General features: G+C 71.4%; 22 protein-coding genes. 14 read left to right on the forward strand and 8 right to left on the reverse strand.

All coding sequences use genetic code 11. From position 1 onward, the window contains the following. Positions 1–21 precede the first annotated feature (21 nt). From FHU34_RS13645 to FHU34_RS13655, 3 genes are all read left to right on the forward strand, one after another. Positions 22–1,089 carry an LLM class flavin-dependent oxidoreductase gene (locus tag FHU34_RS13645; protein ID WP_145780389.1) on the forward strand — a complete coding sequence of 356 codons (1,068 nt, stop codon included), beginning with the start codon at positions 22–24 and terminating at the stop codon, positions 1,087–1,089. An 18-nt stretch (positions 1,090–1,107) separates the two neighbouring features. Continuing rightward, positions 1,108–2,232, forward strand: coding sequence for an LLM class flavin-dependent oxidoreductase (locus FHU34_RS13650; protein WP_145780391.1), 1,125 nt, complete (start codon positions 1,108–1,110; stop codon positions 2,230–2,232). A gap of 121 nt (positions 2,233–2,353) precedes the next feature. Continuing rightward, positions 2,354–2,719 carry a hypothetical protein gene (locus FHU34_RS13655; RefSeq protein WP_145780393.1) on the forward strand — a complete coding sequence of 122 codons (366 nt, stop codon included), beginning with the start codon at positions 2,354–2,356 and terminating at the stop codon, positions 2,717–2,719. A 52-nt stretch (positions 2,720–2,771) separates the two neighbouring features. Here the strand turns inward: FHU34_RS13655 and FHU34_RS13660 are convergent, their stop codons facing one another. The 3 genes from FHU34_RS13660 to FHU34_RS13670 are packed head-to-tail and all read right to left on the reverse strand — an operon-like array spanning position 2,772 to position 6,717. Next, positions 2,772–3,428, reverse strand: coding sequence for a response regulator (locus tag FHU34_RS13660; RefSeq protein ID WP_145780395.1), 657 nt, complete (start codon positions 3,426–3,428; stop codon positions 2,772–2,774). After that, on the reverse strand, positions 3,425–4,720 hold the full coding sequence (locus FHU34_RS13665; RefSeq protein ID WP_145780397.1) for a sensor histidine kinase: 1,296 nt from the start codon (positions 4,718–4,720) through the stop codon (positions 3,425–3,427). The genes FHU34_RS13660 and FHU34_RS13665 overlap by 4 nt, the downstream gene beginning before the upstream one ends. 41 nt (positions 4,721–4,761) lie before the next feature. Next, entirely contained in the window at positions 4,762–6,717 is a 1,956-nt protein-coding gene (locus FHU34_RS13670; protein ID WP_208744991.1) for a serine hydrolase domain-containing protein, read from the reverse strand. 307 nt (positions 6,718–7,024) lie between these two features. Here FHU34_RS13670 and FHU34_RS13675 point away from each other — a divergent pair, with 307 nt between their 5' ends. Beyond that, a complete protein-coding gene (locus FHU34_RS13675) occupies positions 7,025–7,729 on the forward strand; it encodes a hypothetical protein (protein WP_145780401.1) in 705 nt (234 codons plus the stop codon). Here FHU34_RS13675 and FHU34_RS13680 read toward each other — a convergent pair. Continuing rightward, positions 7,726–9,081, reverse strand: a complete 1,356-nt coding sequence (locus tag FHU34_RS13680; protein ID WP_145780403.1) for a serine/threonine-protein kinase — start codon at positions 9,079–9,081, stop codon at positions 7,726–7,728. The two genes, FHU34_RS13675 and FHU34_RS13680, sit on opposite strands and share 4 nt — an antisense overlap. Positions 9,082–9,119: 38 nt before the next feature. On the opposite strand from FHU34_RS13680, the gene FHU34_RS13685 reads away from it, so the two are divergent. Together FHU34_RS13685 and FHU34_RS13690 are read left to right on the forward strand one after the other, a co-directional pair. Continuing rightward, entirely contained in the window at positions 9,120–9,686 is a 567-nt protein-coding gene (locus FHU34_RS13685; protein WP_145780405.1) for an RNA polymerase sigma factor, read from the forward strand. Positions 9,687–9,806: 120 nt separating this feature from the next. Continuing rightward, entirely contained in the window at positions 9,807–11,888 is a 2,082-nt protein-coding gene (locus FHU34_RS13690) for a PQQ-dependent sugar dehydrogenase (RefSeq protein WP_145780407.1), read from the forward strand. A gap of 48 nt (positions 11,889–11,936) precedes the next feature. Here the strand turns inward: FHU34_RS13690 and helR are convergent, their stop codons facing one another. From helR to FHU34_RS13710, 4 genes are all read right to left on the reverse strand, one after another. Then, positions 11,937–14,084, reverse strand: a complete 2,148-nt coding sequence (helR, locus tag FHU34_RS13695; RefSeq protein ID WP_244311663.1) for an RNA polymerase recycling motor ATPase HelR — start codon at positions 14,082–14,084, stop codon at positions 11,937–11,939. 171 nt (positions 14,085–14,255) lie between these two features. Continuing rightward, positions 14,256–14,636, reverse strand: coding sequence for a YccF domain-containing protein (locus FHU34_RS13700; RefSeq protein WP_208744992.1), 381 nt, complete (start codon positions 14,634–14,636; stop codon positions 14,256–14,258). Between the two features lie 55 nt (positions 14,637–14,691). Next, positions 14,692–15,282: an STAS domain-containing protein gene (locus FHU34_RS13705; protein ID WP_145780413.1), complete on the reverse strand. Its 591-nt coding sequence runs from the start codon at positions 15,280–15,282 to the stop codon at positions 14,692–14,694. 13 nt (positions 15,283–15,295) lie between these two features. After that, positions 15,296–15,652, reverse strand: coding sequence for an STAS domain-containing protein (locus tag FHU34_RS13710; protein WP_145780415.1), 357 nt, complete (start codon positions 15,650–15,652; stop codon positions 15,296–15,298). Between the two features lie 150 nt (positions 15,653–15,802). Here FHU34_RS13710 and FHU34_RS13715 point away from each other — a divergent pair, with 150 nt between their 5' ends. The 8 genes from FHU34_RS13715 (at position 15,803) to FHU34_RS13750 (ending at position 21,633) form a co-directional block, all read left to right on the forward strand. Next, the gene (locus tag FHU34_RS13715; protein ID WP_145780416.1) at positions 15,803–16,492 is read left to right on the forward strand and encodes a response regulator transcription factor; all 690 of its coding nucleotides are present in this window, start codon (positions 15,803–15,805) and stop codon (positions 16,490–16,492) included. After that, positions 16,489–17,844 carry a sensor histidine kinase gene (locus FHU34_RS13720; protein WP_145780418.1) on the forward strand — a complete coding sequence of 452 codons (1,356 nt, stop codon included), beginning with the start codon at positions 16,489–16,491 and terminating at the stop codon, positions 17,842–17,844. The genes FHU34_RS13715 and FHU34_RS13720 overlap by 4 nt, the downstream gene beginning before the upstream one ends. Then, positions 17,841–18,404 (forward strand): GerMN domain-containing protein, encoded by a 564-nt coding sequence (locus FHU34_RS13725; RefSeq protein WP_145780419.1) that lies wholly within the window; start codon positions 17,841–17,843, stop codon positions 18,402–18,404. Before FHU34_RS13720 ends, FHU34_RS13725 begins: the two co-directional genes overlap by 4 nt. Positions 18,405–18,523: 119 nt before the next feature. Then, complete coding sequence (locus FHU34_RS13730; RefSeq protein WP_145780422.1) at positions 18,524–18,844, forward strand: type VII secretion target; 321 nt, start codon at positions 18,524–18,526, stop codon at positions 18,842–18,844. 10 nt (positions 18,845–18,854) lie between these two features. Beyond that, positions 18,855–19,556 (forward strand): WXG100 family type VII secretion target, encoded by a 702-nt coding sequence (locus tag FHU34_RS13735; protein ID WP_145780424.1) that lies wholly within the window; start codon positions 18,855–18,857, stop codon positions 19,554–19,556. Positions 19,557–19,563: 7 nt separating this feature from the next. Then, positions 19,564–20,325, forward strand: a complete 762-nt coding sequence (locus tag FHU34_RS13740; protein ID WP_145780426.1) for an EndoU domain-containing protein — start codon at positions 19,564–19,566, stop codon at positions 20,323–20,325. Further along, a complete protein-coding gene (locus FHU34_RS13745; protein WP_208744993.1) occupies positions 20,322–20,924 on the forward strand; it encodes a hypothetical protein in 603 nt (200 codons plus the stop codon). Before FHU34_RS13740 ends, FHU34_RS13745 begins: the two co-directional genes overlap by 4 nt. Positions 20,925–21,036: 112 nt before the next feature. Continuing rightward, positions 21,037–21,633: a hypothetical protein gene (locus tag FHU34_RS13750; RefSeq protein WP_145780428.1), complete on the forward strand. Its 597-nt coding sequence runs from the start codon at positions 21,037–21,039 to the stop codon at positions 21,631–21,633. Position 21,634 lies beyond the last annotated feature (1 nt).

Genomic DNA, 21,634 nt, shown 5'->3' on the forward strand with positions numbered 1-21,634 from the left:
GCCGAAAGCGACGGTTCCCGCGTGAAGTTCCTGCTGATCACCCTCATCACCCACCTGCCCGACCCGGTCACCGGGCAGCGCCGGAGCACCACCGACCGGTTCCGGGAGGTGGTCGACACAGCGGTCCTGGCCGAGGAACTCGGCTTCGACGGGTACGGCGTCGGCGAACGGCACGAGCGCCCGTTCATCTCCTCCTCGCCGCCGGTGGTGCTGAGCCACATCGCGGCCCGCACCTCCACCATCCGGCTGTTCACCGCCGTCACCACGCTCAGCCTGCTCGATCCGGTCCGCGCGTACGAGGACTACGCCACCCTCGACCACCTCTCCGGCGGCCGACTCGAACTGATCATCGGCAAGGGCAACGGCGCCGCGCAGGCGCAGCTGTTCCACGTCACCGCCGAGGACCAGTGGGACCGCAACCGGGAGGGCTACGAGTTGTTCCGCCGCCTGTGGCGGGAGGAGAAGGTCACCTGGTCCGGGGCGTACCGGCCGTCGTTGACCGACGCCGAGACCTGGCCGCGTCCGTTGCAGCAGCCGATCCGGGTCTGGCACGGCAGCGCCACCAGCAGGGACTCCGTCGACCTCGCCGCCCGCTACGGCGACCCGATCTTCTCGGCCAACGTCACCAACCCCATCGAGCCGTACGCCGAGCTGATCCGCCACTACCGGGAACGGTGGGTCCACTACGGGCACGACCCGGCGGACGCCCTCGTCGGGGCGGGTAGCGCCGGGTTCTACGTGGCCCGCACCTCGCAGGAGGCGATCGAGCGGTACCGGCCGATCTTCGACGCCCGGGTCGCCGCGTTCCGACGGCTCGGCGTCGAGCCGGTCTTCGGCTCCCTGGAGGACGCCATCGAGCGCAGTTCGATCCTGGTCGGCAGCCCACAGCAACTCGTCGACAAGGTGTTGCGCTACCACGAGCAGTTCGGCCACGAGGTCATCCACCTCCAGGCCGACCACGACGGGCTCACCGACAAGCAGCACCGGGAGAGCCTGGAACTGTTCCAGGCCGAGGTCGCGCCCGTGCTGCGCCGAGAGATCCCCAGTCGCCCCTTCGCCGCGCCGGTGACCGCCGCCTCTGCGGCCTGACCAGAAACGGGGACCACCATGTCGTCCACCCCACTGTCCATCCTCGACCTCTCGCCGGTGCACTCGGGCGGCACCGTCGGCGACGCCCTGCGCAACACCGTCGACCTGGCCCGCCGGGCGGAACAGTCCGGCTACCACCGCTACTGGCTGGCCGAGCACCACCTCGCCGCCGGGGTGGCCAGCTCCGCGCCGGCGGTGCTCATCGGGCAGGTGGCCGCGGCCACCAGCGTGCTCCGCGTCGGCTCCGGGGCCGTCCAGGTCGGGCACCGCACCGCCCTGTCGGTGGTCGAGGAGTTCGGCACCCTGGCCGCCCTGCACCCCGGCCGCATCGACCTCGGGCTCGGCCGCTCCGGTCAGCGGCGCGTCGAGGCGGCCCGGGAGGCCGCCGCGTCCACCCCGCCGCCGGTCGAGGCCCGGGTCGTCGACGGGCTGCTCGTCCCGCCGCCGTTCTCCTACGCCAATGTGCTCGCCTCACCACGGTTCGCGCTGGCCAGCGCCCTGCTGCACCAACCGGGCGCGCAACCACCGCCCTTCGCCGAACAGGTGGCCGACGTGCTGGCCCTGCTGCGAGGCGACTACACCGACGCCGACGGTCTGGACGCGCACGCCGTACCGGGGGAGGGCTCCGACCTCCAGGTGTGGCTGCTGGGCAGCAGCGGCGGGGAGAGCGCCCAACTCGCGGGCGCCCTGGGCCTCCCCTTCGCCGCCAACTACCACGTCAGCCCCTCGTCGGTCCTCGACGCGGTCGCCGCCTACCGTGCCGCGTTCCAGCCCTCGACCACGCTCGCCGAGCCGTACGTGGTGGTCTCCGCCGACGTGGTCGTCGCCGAGACCGACGACACGGCACGCCGGTTGGCGGCACCGTACGGTCCGTGGGTGCGCAGCATTCGCAGCGGCGAAGGCGCGATCCCGTTCCCGAGCCCCGAACAGGTCGCCACGCTGCAGTGGACCGACGCCGATCGGGAACTCGTCGCCGACCGGGTGGACACCCAATTCGTCGGCTCACCCGCCACGGTCGTCGAGCGGCTGCGTACGCTCCGGGACGTCACCACCGCCGACGAGCTGCTGGTCACCACCATCACCCACGCCCACGCCGACCGGGTCAACTCCTACGAACTGCTGGCCAAGGAGTGGAACGACTGACGCGAGGTCTGTTCGGGACTGTTCGGAACCGTCGGTGACGGTTCCGCCGGGCGGGGCGGCTCGCTCAGGCTGACGTCGGAGCCGGGCGCACCACCGGACAGTCGACGGCAGGGAGAGATCGATGAAGTTGTTCAGGACGCTGGCCATCTCGGGCGCGATGGTCGTGGCGCTCGTGACGGGAACGGCGGCGCCGGCCAGTGCGGACGCGTACTCGTACAACGGGTACGGGTCGGTCAACTTCCAGAGCTCCGGGGACTACATCACCCTCACCCACTACACCTACGACCCCTACCCGGGGTACTACGCCTCCTACGCCGAGTGGTACACCGACTACGGTCGGACCGGGATCTGCGGTGACAACATCGGCGGCCGGCTCGGGTGCAACGAGGACGTGGCGGAGAAGCGCTGGATCAGCATCCGCGTCTGCACCCGCTACGGGGTGTTCAACGCGGTCACGTGCGGCGACTGGGACACCTCCCGCACCTGACGTCAGCCGGTCCGACGGTGGCAGCCACGCCTGCCGCACCGCGGCGCGGCCGTCACCGTCGGACCACCCCGTTCTGGTACGCCCACACCACGGTCTGCAACCGGTCCCGTACGCCGATCTTCGCCATGGCGCGCCCGAGGTGCGACTTGACGGTGCTCGTCTCGATGAAGAGCCGGTCGGCGATCTCGACATTGGACAGGCCCTGCGCGAGCAGCTCCACGATCTCGGTCTCCCGCGCGGTGAGCTGGTGCGCCGCCGCGGCGTCCGAGGGAGGCGCGGGGGTGCGTTTCGCGAACTCCGAGATGACCCGGTGGGTGACGGCCTGGTCGACGAGCCCGTACCCGTTGGCGAGGCGACGGATGGCCTCGACGAGGTCCTCCGGTTCGCAGTCCTTGAGGATGAACCCGCTGGCACCGGACTCCAACGCGCCGAAGACGTACTCGTCGAGGTCGAACGTCGTCACCACCAGCACCGCGGGCGGTGAGCCGGGCGCGTTGGCGAGGATCTGCCGGGTCGCGGTGAGCCCGTCGCCGTGGGGCATCCGGACGTCCATGCAGATGACGTCTGGTTGCAGTCGGCGGGCCAGCTCGATGGCGGCGGACCCGCTCGACGCCTCCGCCACGACCTCGATGTCGCCCGCATCCTCCAGGATCACGCGGAAGCCGGCGCGGACGATCGCCTGGTCGTCGACGAGCATCACCCTGATCATGCGGTGGCCTCTTCCCTCGGGTGGGACGCGACGGGACCGTTCGTCGGCAGCGTCGTGGTGACCGACCACCCGCCGGCCGGGGTCGGGCCGGCCGCGAACGATGCCCCGATCAGTTGCGCGCGTTCGCGCATGCCCACCAGGCCGACGCCGCCGGTCCGGGTGGACGGTCCGGATCGTGGGGTGGCCGGTTCGTTCACCACCTCCAGCGTCACCGAGCGGGGCAGGAAGCGGAGTGCCACCCGTACCGGCGCCTCGGGGGCGTGCTGGCGGGCGTTGCTGAGCGACTCCTGCGCGATCCGGTAGAGCGCCACGTCGGCGATCGGCGACACCGCACGTGGCTGCCCCTCCCGGACGAGTTCGACCGGCCCGGAGAGGCCGCCCGCGGTGTCGACCAGTTCGTCGAGCGTGTCCAGCCCGGGCACCGGGGCGGCACCGTCGCCGTCCTCGTGCCCCGGACGCCCGCGCAGCACACCGACGACCAGCCGCAGGTTGTCCAGGGTCTCCTTGCCCTGACTGCGGATCCAGGCCACCCCGGCCTTCGCGGCTGCCGGGTCGCGGTCGATCAACCGCTCCACCGCCGCCGCCTGCACGACCACACCGGACAGGTGGTGGGCCGCCACGTCGTGCAGTTCCCGGGCCATCCGGGAGCGCTCCGCGCCGATGGCCGCCTGGACCTTCGCCTGCTGCTCCCGGATCGCCTCGTCGGCCCGCAGCCGGACCAGCTCGACGTAGCGCCGGTAGGTGGCCACGTAACCGCCGACGAATGTCGCGCTGGCGTAGGTCAGGGCGCTCGCCGAGACGTACGCGACGCCGGTCAGCAGGTCGGGGATCACCACGACGGCAGCCCCGACCGACTCCGCCAGCACGGCCACGCCGACGGCCAGCAACGCGCGCCGCACCGGCAGCAAGGAACCGACGGTGTACGCCACGACGAACGGCGCGAGACCCCGGATGGTCACCTCCGGAAGGGAGAGGCCGTTGATGGGCAGTTGAAGGCCGACGACGAGCGCGAGGCAGAGCAGTGGCCGGACCCGACGCAGGCACAGCAGCATCGCCTGCGCACAGCAGATGGCGATGATCAGCCAGGCCCGCGTCGGGTCGAACGACACCCCGTCCTCCGGTGCCGCGAACCAGAACAGCGCCCCCAGCAGCACGAAGGTCAGGACGGTCAGGACCGCCGCCAGCAGGCAGTCCCGGGCGAACACGCCGGTCACTCCGAGCCGGGTCAGCCGTCCGTCGAGCCACCTCGTCAGTCGTGGTGTGCCGGGCTCGGTGCCGGTGTGGTCCCTCATGCGGTTCGCGTCCTTGCTCCGGATCGTTCCGGGTCGGGCGGTCAGTAGGAGATGCTAGGCGCGAGCAGCCGGAACTCCACGGCGAACCAGCCCGCTCCGGCGAGAGCGACCAGGATCAGAGCGCTGCCGACGATCCGTCGCCAGCCGACGTGACGTCGGACGTCGTCGGCCAGCCGGATCCCGGCGGGCAGCACGCCGAGCAGACCGACGAGTTGCAGCGCCTGGATGCCGCGCAGGGCGGGCCCGGGTACGTCCTGCAGGCTCATGATGCTGCCGATGCTCAGCACCCAACCGGCGAACGCGAGCAGCGTACCGGCGACCGCGACGCGGCTCAGGATCCGCGCGGTACGCCCGGCCCGCTCGCGAGGTGCGCTGCCGAGCCGACGGCGGACAATCGCGCCGACCGGCCAGGCCAGGACGGTGAGGAGCAGCACGACAGTCGACAGGGCCAGCACCGGGACGGCGATCGCCGAGGCGCGGGCGGGCTCGACGGGCAGCAACGTGAACGCGGAGTCGAAACTGATCGCCTCGACCCGGTCGTCGGCGGCCCGCATGGCGATCGTGCGCTGCCCGCCGACCTCCCGCCAGACCCACGGCGCCACCTCCTCGTAGAGGGCGGGGGAGTCCGACAGTGGACCCGGCTCGAACCGCAGCCGGTCGCCGTCGGCGACGCTGACCGTCGTCCGGCCGACCAGGCCGATCACCGTCAGGAAGTTGCTCCGCATCGCCCGCGAGGACTCGTACGTGCCGGCGGCCAGCTGGGCGTGCGTGGCGGTGGTCGCCGCGTCGACGGCCGTGCTCGGCTGTCCGGCGCGGGTGGGGAAGTAGCGGTCGGCGAAGCCGTGCACGACCGCCTCGCGAAGCTCGTGGCTGTCGAGGCCGCCGGAACCGTTGCTGTTGAGGGAGAGGAAGATGCCGGCCCGGTCGTCGGGGTAGATCTGCAGGTGCGAGTGGAAGTACTTGGTGTCGCCGCCGTGGCCGAGGATCCGGTGGCCGTTGCGGTCCTCCTCGAAGAAGCCGAGGGTCATCCGCGGTCCGTCGGCCAGGGTGCCCAGCGACGTCGCGTCGAGTGCCGGACGCTGCATCAGCTCGCGGGTCGGCTGGTCCAGCAGGGGCGCGAAGCCCACCGGCTCGCCGAGCTGGGCGAGCATGAACCGCGCCATGTCCGTCGCCGGGGCGCTCAGCGCGCCGGGCGGGGGCGTGCCGACGATCTCGAAGGGCGCGGCGGGTGCGGCGGAGGTGTCGTACCCCTTGGACATCCGGTCGCGCAGCGCCGCCGGTAGGGGCTGCTCGAAGGTCGAGGATGGCATGCCCGCGCGCTCCAGCACGTTGCGCTGGACGTACTCCTCGAAGCGCGTCCCGCTGACGCGTTCGACGATGTAGCCCGCGAGGGCGTTGCTGTAGTTGGAGTAGGCCGGAACGGTGCCCGGCTCGTAGATCTGCTCCGGTGGGTCGGTCACCAGGGCCTTGCGCAGGTCGGTCCTACTGCCGTCGGTGCCGATGAGGCCGGCGATCCGCTCCTCGAAGCCTGCGGTGTGGGTCAGCAGGTGCCGCAGGGTCACCGCCCGCTCGTAGCTGCGCGGGAGATCGAAGTCGAGGTACGTCTCGACGTCGGCGTCGAGGTCGAGCTTCCCGTCCTGGACGAGTTGCAGGACGGCGGTGGCGGTGACGAGCTTCGACACCGATCCCATCCGGAAGAGGTGCCGGTCCGGGTCGACAGGAACGGCCCCCTCGCCACCGTCGCCGGTGTCGGCGTACCCGTACCCCCGGGTTGTGACGATCTTGCCGTCGTTTACGACGGCGACAGTGGCCCCCGCGATGCCGGTACGGTCGAGCGCGGCCGGCAGCAGGCCGTCGAGCCAGGCGTTGACGTCGCTGCCGGTCAGGGCGGGGTCGGTCCCGCCCGTGCCGGCGGGAGCGGCCGGAACGCCGGCGGCCGGGGCCGGGTCGCCGGGCGACGCGCCGCAGCCCGCGGTGCTCACGGCGACGACTGCCATGGCCGTCAGCACCGCCCCGAGTCGGGCGACCATTCGTGCGGGTCGGTGTGAGCGGGATCGAGGAACAGTGCGAGAGCGCATGGTCGACCAGTGCCTTCCCAGGCGGAACGGGTGTCCGGATCAGGTCCGTGCGGCGTCACCCGGTGCCTGGTTCCAGCCTGTTCGAGCGATCCGCCTGAACCATCTGGCGCAGGACGGCAAAGCGTTTACGACCTGAGGAGGAGGGCGGTGTGTCCATTCGCGTGAACCACTGCCCGTGCCGGTGCATCCAACCCTGTGACAGAGCCCGCAGAGGAAAGGACCAGCCATGCGCGCCACGCTGCTTCCCGGTGTGCTGCTCACCGTCACGGTCGTCGCCGGGTGCACCTCACCTGTCGAACGGGTCGGCGGTGACGCGGCACCCGCCGGCTCTCCGTCCGCCAGCGCGAGCCTGTCGGCGTCGAGCGCTCCGGCGACCCCCAGCTCCACTCCGAGCGCTCCGGCCACCCGCACCTCAGCCCCGGGCGCTCCGGCCACCCGCACCTCCGGGCCGGCCACTCCGGTGAGCGAGATGAGGCGGACCGACTGGCCCAACGCGGTGATCCGCAGCCTGGACTTCTGTGGTGAGTCCGACGAGTTCGTGAGGTTCCGCAACGGGTCGAACGGCTTCGACGTGCCGTGCCGGATCCTGCCCGGAGGCGCGCGCCCGGCGTACGCCGACTTCATCGGCGAAGAGCCGGCGGACGCACCGGCGACCGAGGACGCCCTCGTCCTCGTCGAACTCGGCAACCCCGGCGCGGCACGGCGGCAGGCGCTCGTGCCCGTCCAGCTCGCCTACGACGGCAAGGAGCGTTTCGCGCGGCCGGTCATCAAGGGGGACGACCCGAGCCCGTCCGGCGACCGGGTCATGACGTTCGTCTCGTACCGGATCGTGGATTTCCACGTGGAGGCCACCGTCCGCAAGCTCGACGGCGGCACCGAGACCCGCCGGTGGCGCATGAGGGACTACGCCGGCAACTGGGAACGGTTCTAGCCTTGCGTGAGCAGCGAATCGTCCACCCGCAGCGTGTCGAGGACCTCGTCGGTGCGGTCGGCGCCGTCGGTCTGTTTGACCTGGACGTACACGCCGACGGAGCCTCCCGCGCCGGCCAGGGTGACCTCGCTGAAGGATTTCTCGGTGCCCCCGCAGCGGGCCCAGCGCCGCACCGTCCCGCTGAGTGCTCCGACGGTGACCGCTCGCCCGGAGGCATCCGTGCATCCGCTGTGGTCGGGCAGCGTCGGCCGCTCCGTGGCCGGCAGGGCACGGCTCACACCGACGAAGACACCGGGTGTCGCGCTGTCGACGTCGGCCCATTCGGTGAGGTCCGCTCCGATGAGCAGGCCCGGACGGCGCTCCTCGGTGAGACCGATGACGGCCGGGTTCCAACCCTTGTCGCGCAGTTGCCTCGCCCAGCCGTCCGGCACGGCCACCGAGACGGTGCCGGTCGCGTCGCCCACCCGCGTCCAGCCGTGTGGTGCTGTGGAGGGGACGGCGGATCCGGCCATGACCAGCGCGGCGGCCACGACGCCGACGGCGGCGAGGGACCGGCGGACGCGGTGCGGGGGTGGTCGGACCGTGACCCGCCGCGTGGCGAGAAGACCCTCCAGCGCGGCGGCGTACGCGGCCGCGGTCGGCCAGCGGCGGTCCGGGTCGCGATGCATCGCCCGGCGGACGACCCGCTCGACGGCGGCGGACGCGCGCGGTGTCGCCGGTTGCCCCGGCGGCGACCCGGTGAGCATGTGGTGCGTCAGGGCGCCGATCGCGTACACGTCGGCGCGCACGTCGATCCCACCGCCGGGGACGAGTTGCTCGGGGGCCATGTAGGCGGGAGTGCCGGCCACCACTGTGAACCCGGACGCGTGCGCGAGGGTCTTGGCCAACCCCAGGTCGGCGACCAGCACCCGGTCGCCGGCCGTGGTGTCGAACAGGACGTTGGAGGGCTTGAGGTCGCGGTGCAGCACACCGTTGTCGTGCAGGACGGCCACCGCCCGCGCGATGTCGACGGCGACCCGCAGTGCCTCGCGCACCGGCATCGGCCCGCCGTCCAGCCGGTCGGCGAGGCTGCCGCCCGCGGCGTACGTCATCACCAGGTACGGCCGACCGTCGGGCAGCTCACCGACGTCCAGCACCCGGACCAGATGGTCGGAGTCGACCTGCCGCATGAACCGGGCCTCCTGACGGAAGCGCCCCCGGATGTCGGCCCGCTGCGACCAGTTGTCGGCGAGCACCTTCACGGCCACCGGGGACCGCAGCTCGTCGTCGTACGCCAACCAGACGGTCGCGAACGCGCCGGCGCCGACCGGGTGCGCGATGCGGTAGCGACCGACCTGTGGCGGGATGGACACGACCGTATTATCCGACGACCGGGACACCGGTGACGCCCATGAGCGGGGGAGCGCGGGTGGTGATCGGATTCGACACTGAGGAACTGGCCCGGCGGGCGGCGGCCGGCGACCGCGGCGCCCTCGACGAGCTGCTGGCCGCGATCGGGCCGCGGGTCCTTGAGCAGTGTGGACGCTTCCTGCCCTGCCGGCAGGACGCGGAAGAGGCGGCGCAGGACGCGTTGGTGCAGGTCGCCCGGCACATCGAACGGTTCGAGGGCCGGTCGTTGTTCACGACCTGGTTGCACACGGTGGTTGCCAACTGCGCCCGCCAGACCTACCGGTCGTTGCGGCGACGCGCCGCCGAGGTGCCGAGCGCGTTGCTGCCCGTCGACGTGGTCGACCCCCGGACGACGAGTGTCATCGCCGGATCCCGTCTCGATCTCCTCGACGCGCTGGACCGGCTGGAGGCCCACCGGCCGGAGCTGGTGACGGCACTCGTGCTTCGCGACATGTGTCAGCTCGACTACCAGGAGATCGCCGGTCAACTGGGCATCCCGGTCGGCACGCTGAAGTCCCGGATCCATCACGCTCGCCGACACGTGCGGGAGTCGTTGCAGGGCGATTGAGGAGAGCGTGCGTCGATCTGCGGGTTTGCCCCGATCGAGGTACATCGTTTGACTTGTGCACCGTATCCATCTTTGATGGTCGATGTTCACGTGTTTGTGGTGGTCGACCCTGGAGGACGGATGCGAGTCATCGCACGGACCAACGCACGTCGCCCACGACGGCGGCTGCTGCCAGCCGTGCTGGCGGCGGCGACACTGCTCGCCGTGGCCCCCGGTGTGCCGGCCTCCGCCGCCGCGCCGTCGACGGTGGTCGGCGTGGCCAGCGGCCGCTGCCTGGACGTGGTCGGCAACGTCCGGACGGCCGGCGCCGGCATCAACATCTACGACTGCAACGGCCAGGCCAACCAGGCGTGGACCCTCACCTCGGCCGGTGAGCTGCGGGTCTACGACGAGACGATGTGTCTCGACGTCGTCGGCCAGGACACCACCGCCCCGGCCGCACTACAGATCAACAACTGCACCGGCGGCGCGAACCAACGCTGGCGGACCACCACCACCGGGACCATCGTCGGCGTCCAGTCCGGCCTGTGCCTCGACGTGAGCGGCGCCGGCACCGCCAACAGCACCACTGTCGGTCTCTGGACCTGCAACGGACAGTCCAACCAACGGTGGACGACGTCCTTCGGCAGCGCCGACAGTCAGCCGCCGACCGCCCCCGGCAGCCCACGGGTCAGCGGCCTGACCTGCAACTCGGTGACCTTCGCCTGGAACGCGTCAACGGACAACGTGGGAGTCGCCTTCTACGACGTCTACCACGACGGTCAGCTGATGACGTCGGTGAGCGGAACGACGCTGTCCACCACCCTCACGGTGGTCGCCGGCACGACCTGGGGCCTGTACGTCAACGCCCGCGACGCCGCCGGCAACGTGTCACAGGCGAGCGCCACGGTCTCGATCACCCCGCCGCCCTGCCAGGCCGACACCCAGCCGCCGACCACGCCGCAGCAGCTCACCGGCACCGCGTCGGGCACCACCGTGACGCTGCGCTGGACCGCGTCGACGGACAACGTCGGGGTGCGGGCGTACGACATCCACCGCGGCGGTGTGAAGGTCGGCACTGTCACCGGAGCGCCGCCGGTGACCACGTTCACCGACAGCGGGTTGGCCGCGAACACCGCGTACCAGTACTACGTGGTGGCCCGGGACGCGCAGGACAACACCTCGTCGCGCAGCGGCACCACGACGGTGACCACCGGCGCGGGATGCGGCAACCCGGTGTGCGGGGTGCGGCAGGTCACCACCGACACCGACATTCCGTGGGGGTTGGTGACGTTGCCGGACGGCAGCGTCCTCTACAACCGCCGCGACGCGCACGACATCATCCAGCTGAACCCGACCACCGGGGCCAAGACCAACCTGGGCACGGTGCCGAACGTGCAGAGCACCGACGGCGAGGGCGGTCTGCTCGGGCTCGCCATCTCGTCCAGCTACGCCAGCGACCGGTGGTTGTACATCATGCACACCTCGCCCAGCGACAACCGGATCGTGCGGATCCGGTTGGAGAACGGCCGACTCAACACCGCCAGTGAGCAGGTGCTGGTCAGCGGCATCCGGCGCAACAAGTACCACGACGGTGGTCGCCTCCGGTTCGGCCCGGACGGCAAGCTGTACGCCAGCACGGGTGACGCGCAGAACGGCAACTACGCGCAGGACCGGTCGGCCCTGGAGGGCAAGATCCTGCGGCTCAACCCGGACGGCACCGTCCCCTCGGACAACCCGTTCGGCAACTACGTGTGGAGCTACGGCCACCGCAACCCACAGGGGCTGGCGTTCGACTCGCAGGGTCGGCTCTGGGAGCAGGAGTTCGGCAACTCGATCATGGACGAGACCAACCTGATAACCAAGGGCGGCAACTACGGCTGGCCGGCGTGCGAGGGCACCAGTGGCGCGTGCGGCACCGCCGGCTTCATCGCCCCGGCCCGTACCTATCCCACCTCGGAAGGGTCCTGCTCGGGCATCACGATCGTCCGCGACGCGCTCTACGTTGCCTGCGCCCGGGGCGCCCGCATGTACCGCGCGGTGATCAGCGGCAGCAGCCTGACGAACGTGCAGACGTACTTCAGCGGCACCTACGGACGGTTGCGGACTGTCGAGCCTGCGCCCGACGGAGGGCTGTGGCTGACCACCACCAACACCGGTGACAAGGACAGCACTCCCAACAACAGCAACGAGAGGATCCTGCACGTCACCCTGGGCAACTGACCAGGCGGCCGGCCGGCGGGCCACCGGGCGGTCGACAGCGGCAGCGCGTCAGGCACTGGTCAGGATCACGAGTTGCTGGGTGGCCCGGGTCATCGCCACATAGCGGTCGACGGCCCCTTCGATACCGGTGCCGAACGTGTCCGGGTCGATGAGGACGACCAGGTCGAACTCCAGCCCTTTGGCCTGCTCCGGGCTCAGTGACCGGACGCGGGCCGTCGGCGGGACCGTCGGGTCACCGATGACGCAGGCGATCCCGTCGGCGTGCGTGGCGAGCCAGGTGTCGAGCGTCGACCTCAACTCGGACACCGATCCCCGGACGACGGGCAGCCCGTTGCCACGGATCGACGTCGGCACGTTGGCGTCCGGCAGCACGGTCCGGATTACCGGCTCGGCCACCGCCATGACCTCCGCCGGCGTCCGGTAGTTGATGGTCAGCGAGGCCAGGTTGATCCGGTCCAGTCCGACCCGGTGGAGGCGTTCCTGCCACGACTCGGTGAACCCGTGCCGGGCCTGGGCGCGGTCGCCCACGATGGTGAAGCTGCGCGACGGGCATCGCGCCAGCAGCATCTGCCACTGGGCGTCGGTCAGTTCCTGCGCCTCGTCCACGACGATGTGTGCGAACGGGCCGGCGAGCAGGTCCGGATCGGCGTCCGACAGTGCCGAGTTGTCGACCAGGACCTCGTGCAGGTCCGGTTGACGCAGCATCGCCAGCAGACCCTCACCGTCGTCGTAGGCGTCGGCGGCGAGCAGTTCGTCGACGACCCGGGCCATGTGCTCCCGTTCCACCGCGGCGGCCGGGTCGTGCCGACCCTTGCGGCCCGCACCTTCCCGGTCGCCGAGCCGTTGCCGTGCGACGTCCAGGAACGGCAGGTCGGACACGGTCCAGGCCTGGGCGTCGGCGCGTTGCAGCGTGCGTACCTCCTCCGGGCTCAGCCACGGCGCGCACCTGCGCAGGTACGCGGGCACCGACCACAGGTCACCGACGACGTCGGCCGCGTCGAGCACCGGCCAGGCACTGTTGAAGGCCGACCGCAGCGCCTGGTTGCGCAGCAGCGAAGCCCGCAGTGCGTCGTCCGGCACGTCACCGTCGTACCTGTCGACGAGGATCGTGAGCAACTCCTCCCAGATCTCGTCGCGCGCCTCGTTGTGCGGGGTTCCCGGCCCGGGCGCCTGGAACGCGTCGACCCAGTCGTCCGCGCTCAACCGGATGTCGGCGTCGTCGGTCGTGATCGTCATCGGTGTGCCAGGCGGGTCCTCGTAGAACCTGACCGCCGCGTCGATCACCTCGACCAGGCGGGCGGAGGACTTCAGCCGGGCCACCTCCGGGTCGGTGTCGACTGTCGCCGTGGCACCCTCGGGAACGAGGTCGGTCAGGGTGCAGGTCTGCACGTCCTCCTCGCCGAGGCTGGGCAGGACGTCGGCCACGTACGCCAGGTAGGGCTGGTGCGGCCCGACGAAGAGCACTCCACCCCGACGCTGACCGAGACGCGGGTCGGAGTAGAGCAGGTAGGCGGTGCGGTGCAGGGCGACGACGGTCTTCCCGGTGCCCGGACCGCCGTCCACGACGAGCGCGCCGGCCGACCCGGCCCGGATGATGGCGTCCTGGTCGGCCTGGATGGTGCTGAGCACGTCGCGCATCCGGCTCGACCGGGCGCTGCCCAGGCTGGCGATGAACGCGGACTGGTCGTCGAGCGCGGCGGCGTGCCCCACGAACCCGTCAGTGGTGAAGACCTCGTCCCAGTAGTCGCTGATCCGGCCGCGCGTCCACCGGTACCGGCGGCGGCTGGTCAGGCCCATCGGGTTGGCATGGGTGGCGCCGAAGAACGGCTCGGCCGCCGGGGACCGCCAGTCGAGCAGCAACCGCTGTCCCTCGCTGTCGGTGAGACCGCGACGCCCGACGTACACCGGATCGGGGTTGCCCGCCTCGACCACGTGGCCGAGGCACAGGTCCAGTCCGTAGCGGCTGAGCGACCGCAGGCGGGCGCTCAGCCGGCGGACCTCGTCGTCCCGGTCCACCGCCTGCCGACCCTTACCGCCAGGGGCTCTGCGGGCGGTTTCGAGGCGCTCGGTCAGATCGGCGGTCACCTGCGCGAGGCTCTCCGCCATGGCCGCGAAGTGCCGCTCGTCGCGGGCGATCAGCGCCGGGGCGGCCTTGGGGGAGAGGCGATCGGGGAGTTCGAACACGGAGTGCGGCAAGGAATGCAATTCACGACTTCCATTTCGGCCGAATCTGGCTTCGGCCGACGATTTTGCGTCATATACGGGGTCTTGCCGCAAGCCCCCCAGTGCGATATACGTTAGGAGTGGAAGGGGTGCGTTGGTCCCCTTCCCCCGGTCGGACGGACGTGTCCGCGACCTCGCAGCGGCTCAGGGAGCGTCGACGACCTCACGGCCGAGCGGCCAGAACGCGGCCGGCACGAGCTTGAAGTTGGCGATGCCGAACGGGATCCCGATGATCGTCACGCAGAGGGCGATGCCGGCGAGGATGTGGGACAGCGCGAGCCACCAGCCCGCCAGCACCACCCAGAGGACGTTCGCCAACCCCGAGGCGACGCCCGCGCCGGGCTTGGGCACCACTGTGCGGCCGAAGGGCCACAGCGAGTAGACCGCGAGGCGTAGCGACGCGACGCCGAACGGGATGGTGACGACCAGGACGAAGCAGATCAGGGCGGCGAAGCCGTACCCGACCGCGAGCACGATGCCGCCGCCGAAGACGAGCCACAACACGTTCAGTACGAAGCGAATCACCACTCCAGCATGAGCGATGCTCACCACCCGGTCGCGCGGCATCCGATCGCCCTCCTCAGCGCGCTGCTGCCGGGCTGGTCACGCCGGACAACTGGACGAGGGCGTCGTCGAGGCTCTCGAAGATCGGGAACGCTCCGTCCAGGCGCATGGTGTGCAGGACGGTGCGGATGAACCGCGACGGGGCCGCCAGGCAGAGCGTGACGCCGCGTTCCCGGGCGTCGCGGTGGGCGCGGACGAGGAGACCGAGCCCGGTCGAGTCGATGAGGTGCACCCGGGTCAGGTCGACGACGACGTGCCCACCCACCTCGGCCCCGTGTCGCAGCGCGGTGCGCAGCGTGTCGCCGCTGTCGAGGTCGATGTCGCCGGTGGCGGCGATGACCGTCACGTCGTCCAGGTGGTCGATGCCGAGGATGCCGCCGGGGCCGTGGTCGTCGCACGACCCGTTGCCGCCACGCGGGGGTGGCAGGAAGCTGCACGGCGGGCAGCGGTGCGGGCCGGTGGCGAACGGGGAACCGCTCCAGCCGTGCTCGGCCACCAGGGTCCAGACGACCTCGGCGTCGGGGAGCACGCACGCGGTGCCGCGAATGGTCTCGCCGCAGGTGTCGCAGATCAGGGTCATCAGGTACTCGTCCGGGACGACGGTCATGCTGGGGTCCTTCCTACGTCCGGGTCTGGCCTGGTGCGGTCTGCGCCGCCACGCCCGGATCGGTGACGATCGACAGCACCTGGTCCAGGTGGGCGATGTGCAGGATGCGCCCGACCCGCGGGTTCGGGTTGCGGACGGTGAGCACCGCGTCGGCCCGGGACAACCGCCGGTGCACGTCGAGGAGCAGACCGATGGCGGCGGCGTCGAGATGCCGGCAGTCGGACAGGTCGACCACCACCTGCGCGGGGCACAGGGCCAGCACCCGGTCGAACATCGCACCGACCTCCGGCAGGCAGGCCAGGTCGAGTTCGGCGACGCGCACCTCGACCAGCGGCAGCGTGTACCGCGTGGGCAGCACGGGCGTTGTCATGGCCGTACCCCTCTCCTCACCGCTCGGTCGACTACCACCGTGCTGGGCGGGGTTGGCGATCTCCGCAAGGGTCTATGACAGTTGTGTGACAAAACTGCCGGCTGGCCGACATGGTTGGTCACCCGGCGACCGGCCGAGGATGATTCCGACATGACGGCCGTACTGGTGATCGAGGACGACGACCGCATCCGGCTCGCGCTGCTGCTCGCATTGGAGGACGAGGGCTACGACGCCCTCGGCGCGGCCACGGCCGAGGAGGGTCTGCGCGCCCAGCGCCACCACCCGGCCGACTACGTCCTCGTCGACCTGATGCTGCCCGGGCTCGACGGCTTCGAGTGCATCCGGCAGTTGCGCCGGGACGACGACGTTCCGATCGTTGTGGTCAGCGCCCGGGACGAGACCGACGACATCGTGGCCGCCCTCGAAGCCGGCGCCGACGACTACGTGGTCAAGCCCGTGGCGATCCGGGAGCTGACCGCCCGACTACGGGCACTGCGTCGCCGCGCCCGACCGCTGGCGGCGGTGTCGACGCCGGACCCGGTGCCGGCGGTTGCCTTCGGAGAGTTGGAGATCAGCCCGGAAGCGGGGGAGGTACGCCGCGCCGGCCAGCAGGTGACCGTCACCCGCACCGAGTTCCGGCTCCTCTGCGAGCTGGCCGAGCACGCCGGCCGGGTGCTGTCCCGGCAGCAGTTGCTGCAACGCGTCTGGGGGTACGACAGCGGCGACGAACGGCTGGTGGACGTGCACGTCGGGCGACTGCGGCAGAAGATCGAGCCGGACCCGGCGAACCCCCGGCACCTGGTGACCCTGCGGGGTCTGGGCTACAAGCTCCAGCGATGAGACGACTCGGCCTGCGGACCAGGGTTGCGGGGGCGTTCACCGTGGGCGCGCTGCTGCTCTCGGCGTCGATGGCGCTGGTCTCCTACGAGCTGACCCGTCGGTCCCTGCTCGACGACCGGGAACGCATAGCCGTGCGCGCCGCCTACTTCGACGCCGCCGTGGTGCACGCCGGGCTCGACACGGACACCCCGGACGTGGTGGAGGTGCTCCGGTCGCTGGACACCGGCGGGAGCCGGAGGCCGGTGCTCCACCTCAACGGCGAGTGGTACGCGCGCGCCGCCGACCCCGGCACCACCGCCGCCATCCCCGCCGAGATGCGCCGGGTCGTCGCCGCCGGGGAACCGGCGGTGCAGCGGGTACGCGTCGCCGGGCAACCAGCCCTGGTGGTCGGGGTGCCGCTGTCCTCCACGGCGGCCTACTTCGAGGTCAACTCGCTGCGCGAGCTGGAGCAGACGCTGCAGGTCCTGGCGCTGGCGTTGACGACCGTCGCGGTGCTGGTCGCCGGGTCCGGTGCGGCCCTCGGCTGGTACGCCACCCGGCACGGGCTACGACCGCTGACGGCGGTCGCCGACGCGGCCGAGAAGATCGCCGCCGGTGACGTCACGGCCCGGCTGGACCCGGCCACCGATCCGGACCTGACCCGCCTCTCCTCGTCGTTCAACCAGATGGTCGACCAACTCGCCCGCCGCATCGAGCGGGATCGACGGTTCGCCGCCGACGTGAGCCACGAGCTGCGGTCACCGTTGCAGACCCTCGCCGCGGCGGCCAGCGTCCTGGCCCGTCGACGGGAACACCAGGACGAGCGGACGGCGACCGCCGCCGGCCTCGTCGCCGACGAGATCGACCGGTTCCAGCGACTGGTCAACGACCTGATCGACCTGGCCCGCAGCGACCAGCCCGCCCACCGGGCCCCGGTGGACGTGGTCACGTTGGCCGGGGAGGCCTGCCACGCGTACGACCTGCCGGTCGGTCTCGTCCACCTGGCGCCGGACGTACCCCGGACCTGGCAGGTGGAGCGGCGGCGGATCGCCCAGGTCCTGGCGAACCTGCTCGACAACGCGGTGACCTACGGCGCCGGCCCGGCGGCGGTCCGCCTGTGCCGCGACGGTGCCGCCGGGGTGATCGAGGTCGACGACGACGGCCCGGGCGTGCCCGTGGAGGATCGTGAGGCGATCTTCGACCGTTTCGTCCGGGGCAGAGTCGCCCACACGCGCGGCGCTGGTGACGGCACCGGGCTCGGGCTCGCGCTGGTGGCCCAGCACGCCGCCGCGCACGAGGGGCACGTCACCGTCGTCGACCGCCCCGGAGGCGGCGCGCGTTTCCGGGTCACGCTGCCGGGCAGTCTGCCGTGAACCGTCGTCGTCTCGCCCCGTTGGCGCTCACTGTGCTGCTGGCCGGCTGCGGCATACCCACCGACGACAGCCCTCGGCCGGTGCAGCCCCCGCGCGGGCCGTTGCGGAGCGCTGCTCCCGCCGACGCCACCGCGCCGGCCGGCCGCGCGGTCGAGACGCTCTGCCTGGTCCGCGACAACTGGATCGTCCCGGTGGTCCGGCGCGCCGACGACCCACCCAGCGTCGCCGAGCACCTGCGGCATCTGCTCGCCGGGCCCACCGGGGCCGAACGCGACAGCAGCCTGACCACTGCGTTGCCCGGTGCGGTCAACGCGGCTGGTGTGACAGTGACCGGCATGCAGGCCCTGGTGACGGTGGACGCGCCCGCCGACGATGCGGGCCGTAGCGACGAAGTCCTCGCCTTCGGGCAGATCGTGTGCACCCTGACCAGCCGAGGGGACGTGACCACTGTGGCCTTCCTGCGCGACGGCAGAGCCCTCGGTGTGCCCCGGGCCGACGGTTCCCTGTCCGTCGCACCGCTCACCCGCGCCGACTACGCCCCGCTCATCGTCGACAGGTGAGCCCGGTCGGCGCGGGGCTGGCGTGGGGTCACCTGGATGGACGGTGCTTGTTAGACTCCAGCACTGATGATCATGACGCGGGGGCGCGGCGACGACCACCGAAGCTGGCGGTGATTTCGATGGATGACGGCTTCGCTGTCGACGCGGAGGAGATCCGTGCCCACGCGCGCAACATCGACGCGCTGGCCGCGCGCTTCGCGGCGGTGAAGGCGGCGAGCGCGCACATCGCGCAGGACGACTCGGCGTACGGGTTGCTGTGCGGGTGGATCGCCGGAGTCCTGGAGAGCAAACACGTTCGGCAGGACGAGCTGTTCGCCGGCGTCGAGGAGAACCTGACGCTGGCCGCCACCGGGCTGCGCCGCACGGCCGACGACTACGACGCGGTCGACGACGACAACGCCAGCCTGATCACCAACGTCGGAAGCCAGTTGACGCCGTGAGGGCTGCGCGATGACCGACATGTCGCTGGTCGCCGACGTCACGTCCACCCGCGAGGTCTGGACGGGCGCCTCCCTGGCCGACAGTGTCGAGGGGCTGGTCGACGCGATCAGGAGTGAGGGCTGGGTCGACGACCTGCTCGCGGGCGCCGCGTTCGGGCTGGACGCGGCGGTGACAGTGCTGGACCCCTTCAGCGCGTTGCTGGCCAACGGTCTGGGCTGGGCGATGGAATACTTCGAGCCGCTGCGGGACATGCTCGACAAGCTCACCGGCATGCCCGACGTGGTGGCCTCGCACGCCGCCACCTGGAACAACATGGCCGCCGAGCTGCACAGCATGGCCAACGACCTGCGGTCGCACCTGGATGGTGACCTGCCCGAGTGGTATGGCCAGGCCGCTGTGGCGTACCACAATCTGATGGACCACAACGTCGAGGCTCTCGGTGGCCTCGGCGCGGTCTCCGCAGCGCTGGCGGCGGCCACCGAGGGCGCGGGCAACCTGGTGGCCTTCACCCGCGACATCGTGCGCGACCTCATCGCAGACCTCGTGGCGCGCGTGGTCGTCTGGGCCGTCGAGGCCATCTTCGTCGTCACGATCCCGGTCATCGCCGCGCAGATCACGGCCGCCGTCGTCAAGTGGGCCGGGCGCATCCTGATGTACGTGGGCGCGCTGATCACCAGCCTGACCAACCTCACCCGCATCGTGAACGGATAAGGCGTCCATGGCGAGGGCCGGAAGACCCGGTGGCGGCAGCGGTGGCGGCACGGGCGGCGGTGGCGCGGGTAGACCCCCGAGGAGCTACGGCGGCATCAACGCCGCGAACGGCATCTCCAGCGCCCAGCAGGCCACCGGCCAGGCGCGGCAGCAGGGCCATCCGCCGGGTGTCGGCCAGGGGTCCACCACCACACCGCCGAGGCCGACCCGCCCTCCCGCGCCGACCACGCCGCCGCCCGCCGGGGGCATCCACCACAGCGACGCGTCGAGGAAACACATCCTCGAGGGCGACGGTGGCCGGCAGGGCGGCCACCTCGCGGGCACCGGCTTCTCCAACAAGACGGAGTTCCCGAAGAGCTGGGACGAGGCGAAGATCCTCGACGCCGCGCACCGGGTGACGCAGCAGGGGCCACCGACCAGGGGGCCAAACCCGACCAAGGACGCGGACGGCAACCCGGTGTGGGCCTACGACTACGTCGGCGTCGTGGATGGGGTGGAGGTCAAGACGACAGTGCTCGCCGACGGCGAGATCCGCACCGCCTTCCCGTCGAGAAAGACCGACCCGGGAGTCATCCTCAACCCGCCGGCGCCCAACCCCGCGCCGGAGGGAATCCCGATGGGCAACCCGCCCCGATACAGTAATCCCGACGTCGGCGGCGACGGCAGTTGGACCTGGGAGGGCCCGAAGGGCAACAAGATCATCAGAGTGGTCCAGGACGGCCAGGGCAACGTCACGCGGACCGAGCTGGGCGACTACAAGAAGAGATGACCACCATGGACACCAAGATGTACGCGGCGGTCGGCGAGGTGTGCCGACGGCTCGCGGGCCGACTCTCCGACGACGCCCTGGGCAGTGTCCGAGAGCAGTACGCCGCAGGCGAGCTGGACCTGGCCGACGCCACCCTCCTGCTCAGCCTGGCGTACCAGGGCGTCGGTGTCACCGTCGAGGAACGCGACCTGATGCGCACGTTCGTCGGCGAACCCGACGGTCCCGACCTGGCCGAGGTGCCCGTCGTGGAGCAGGTGCCGCCACTGTCGTACCGGTTCGTGCCCGACGGCCCTGCGGACGCCCCGGATCCGGCGCCGGCCGACGCGCTGCTCTCCGCCGACGCCCCGAACTGGGACGGCCTCGCCCTGCACCGCGCCTGGCGTGCCCCCCTCGACGGCGCGCCCGACGCGGCGACGTGGGCGTACGTGTTGCAGGTGGCCGAGGGCACGGACGAGCTGTCGACGTACTCTGGCGTGATGTCGCACCTGTGGGTGTCGCTGAAGCAGAAGTGGCCGGTGGAGGTCATCGCCGGAGGCTCGCCGCGCACGCCCTACCAGGAGGCGGCGTTGGCCGGCTCCCAGACCGTCTGGCGCGCCTGAGCGGAGCCCGCACCGGGGGTCTGCTCAGTGGAAGACCTGAGCTGGAATCCGGGGGTGGGCAAGGGATCTTCCCGGAGTCGCGGCACATGTCGGCGGTCAGATGATGGCGGGCATGAAACGCGCTGCGCTTTTCCTGATCGCCGGCCCGGTCGGTATCGCCGCCTACGGCCTGGTACGTCTCTGGGGTAGGTCCGACGGGGTCTACGGCCCGGGGTTCGACTGGCAGGCCGCGCACCTGGTCGCCCTCGCGGGCATGGTGTGCTTCGTGCCGGCTGTGCTCGCGCTGTCCCGTCTGCTGCCGCGCAGCCGGTGGCGCGACGGGGTGGTGGCCCTCACGTTGGTCGGGCTCGCCGCGACAATGGTGCAGTTCGGTGCCGACATCGTCGAAGGGCTCCTGGCCGCCGACCGGGCGGAGATGTCGGCGCTCGGCGCGGACTTCAAGGACATCCCCGGCGTCGAGGTGGCCTTCTACGACGTCGTACCCCAGTTCTTCTTCCTCGGCCTGGTCGTCCTGGCCGGCATGCTGGCGGCCCGGCGGCGGCTGCCGTGGTGGAGCGTTCCGCTGTTGCTCGGTGGCATCGTCCTGCCGGTGGTCACGCTCGACCTTCTCCCCATCGCTGGCCTGTGCATGCTGGCGGCGTTGGCCCCGGCTTTGCCACTGGTAGGGGAGCAGGGTGAACGGGCTGAATCACCGGTGACCGTCCACTGAG

This window comes from Micromonospora taraxaci (assembly GCF_007830095.1).
Classification (GTDB): Bacteria; Actinomycetota; Actinomycetes; order Mycobacteriales; family Micromonosporaceae; genus Micromonospora; species Micromonospora taraxaci.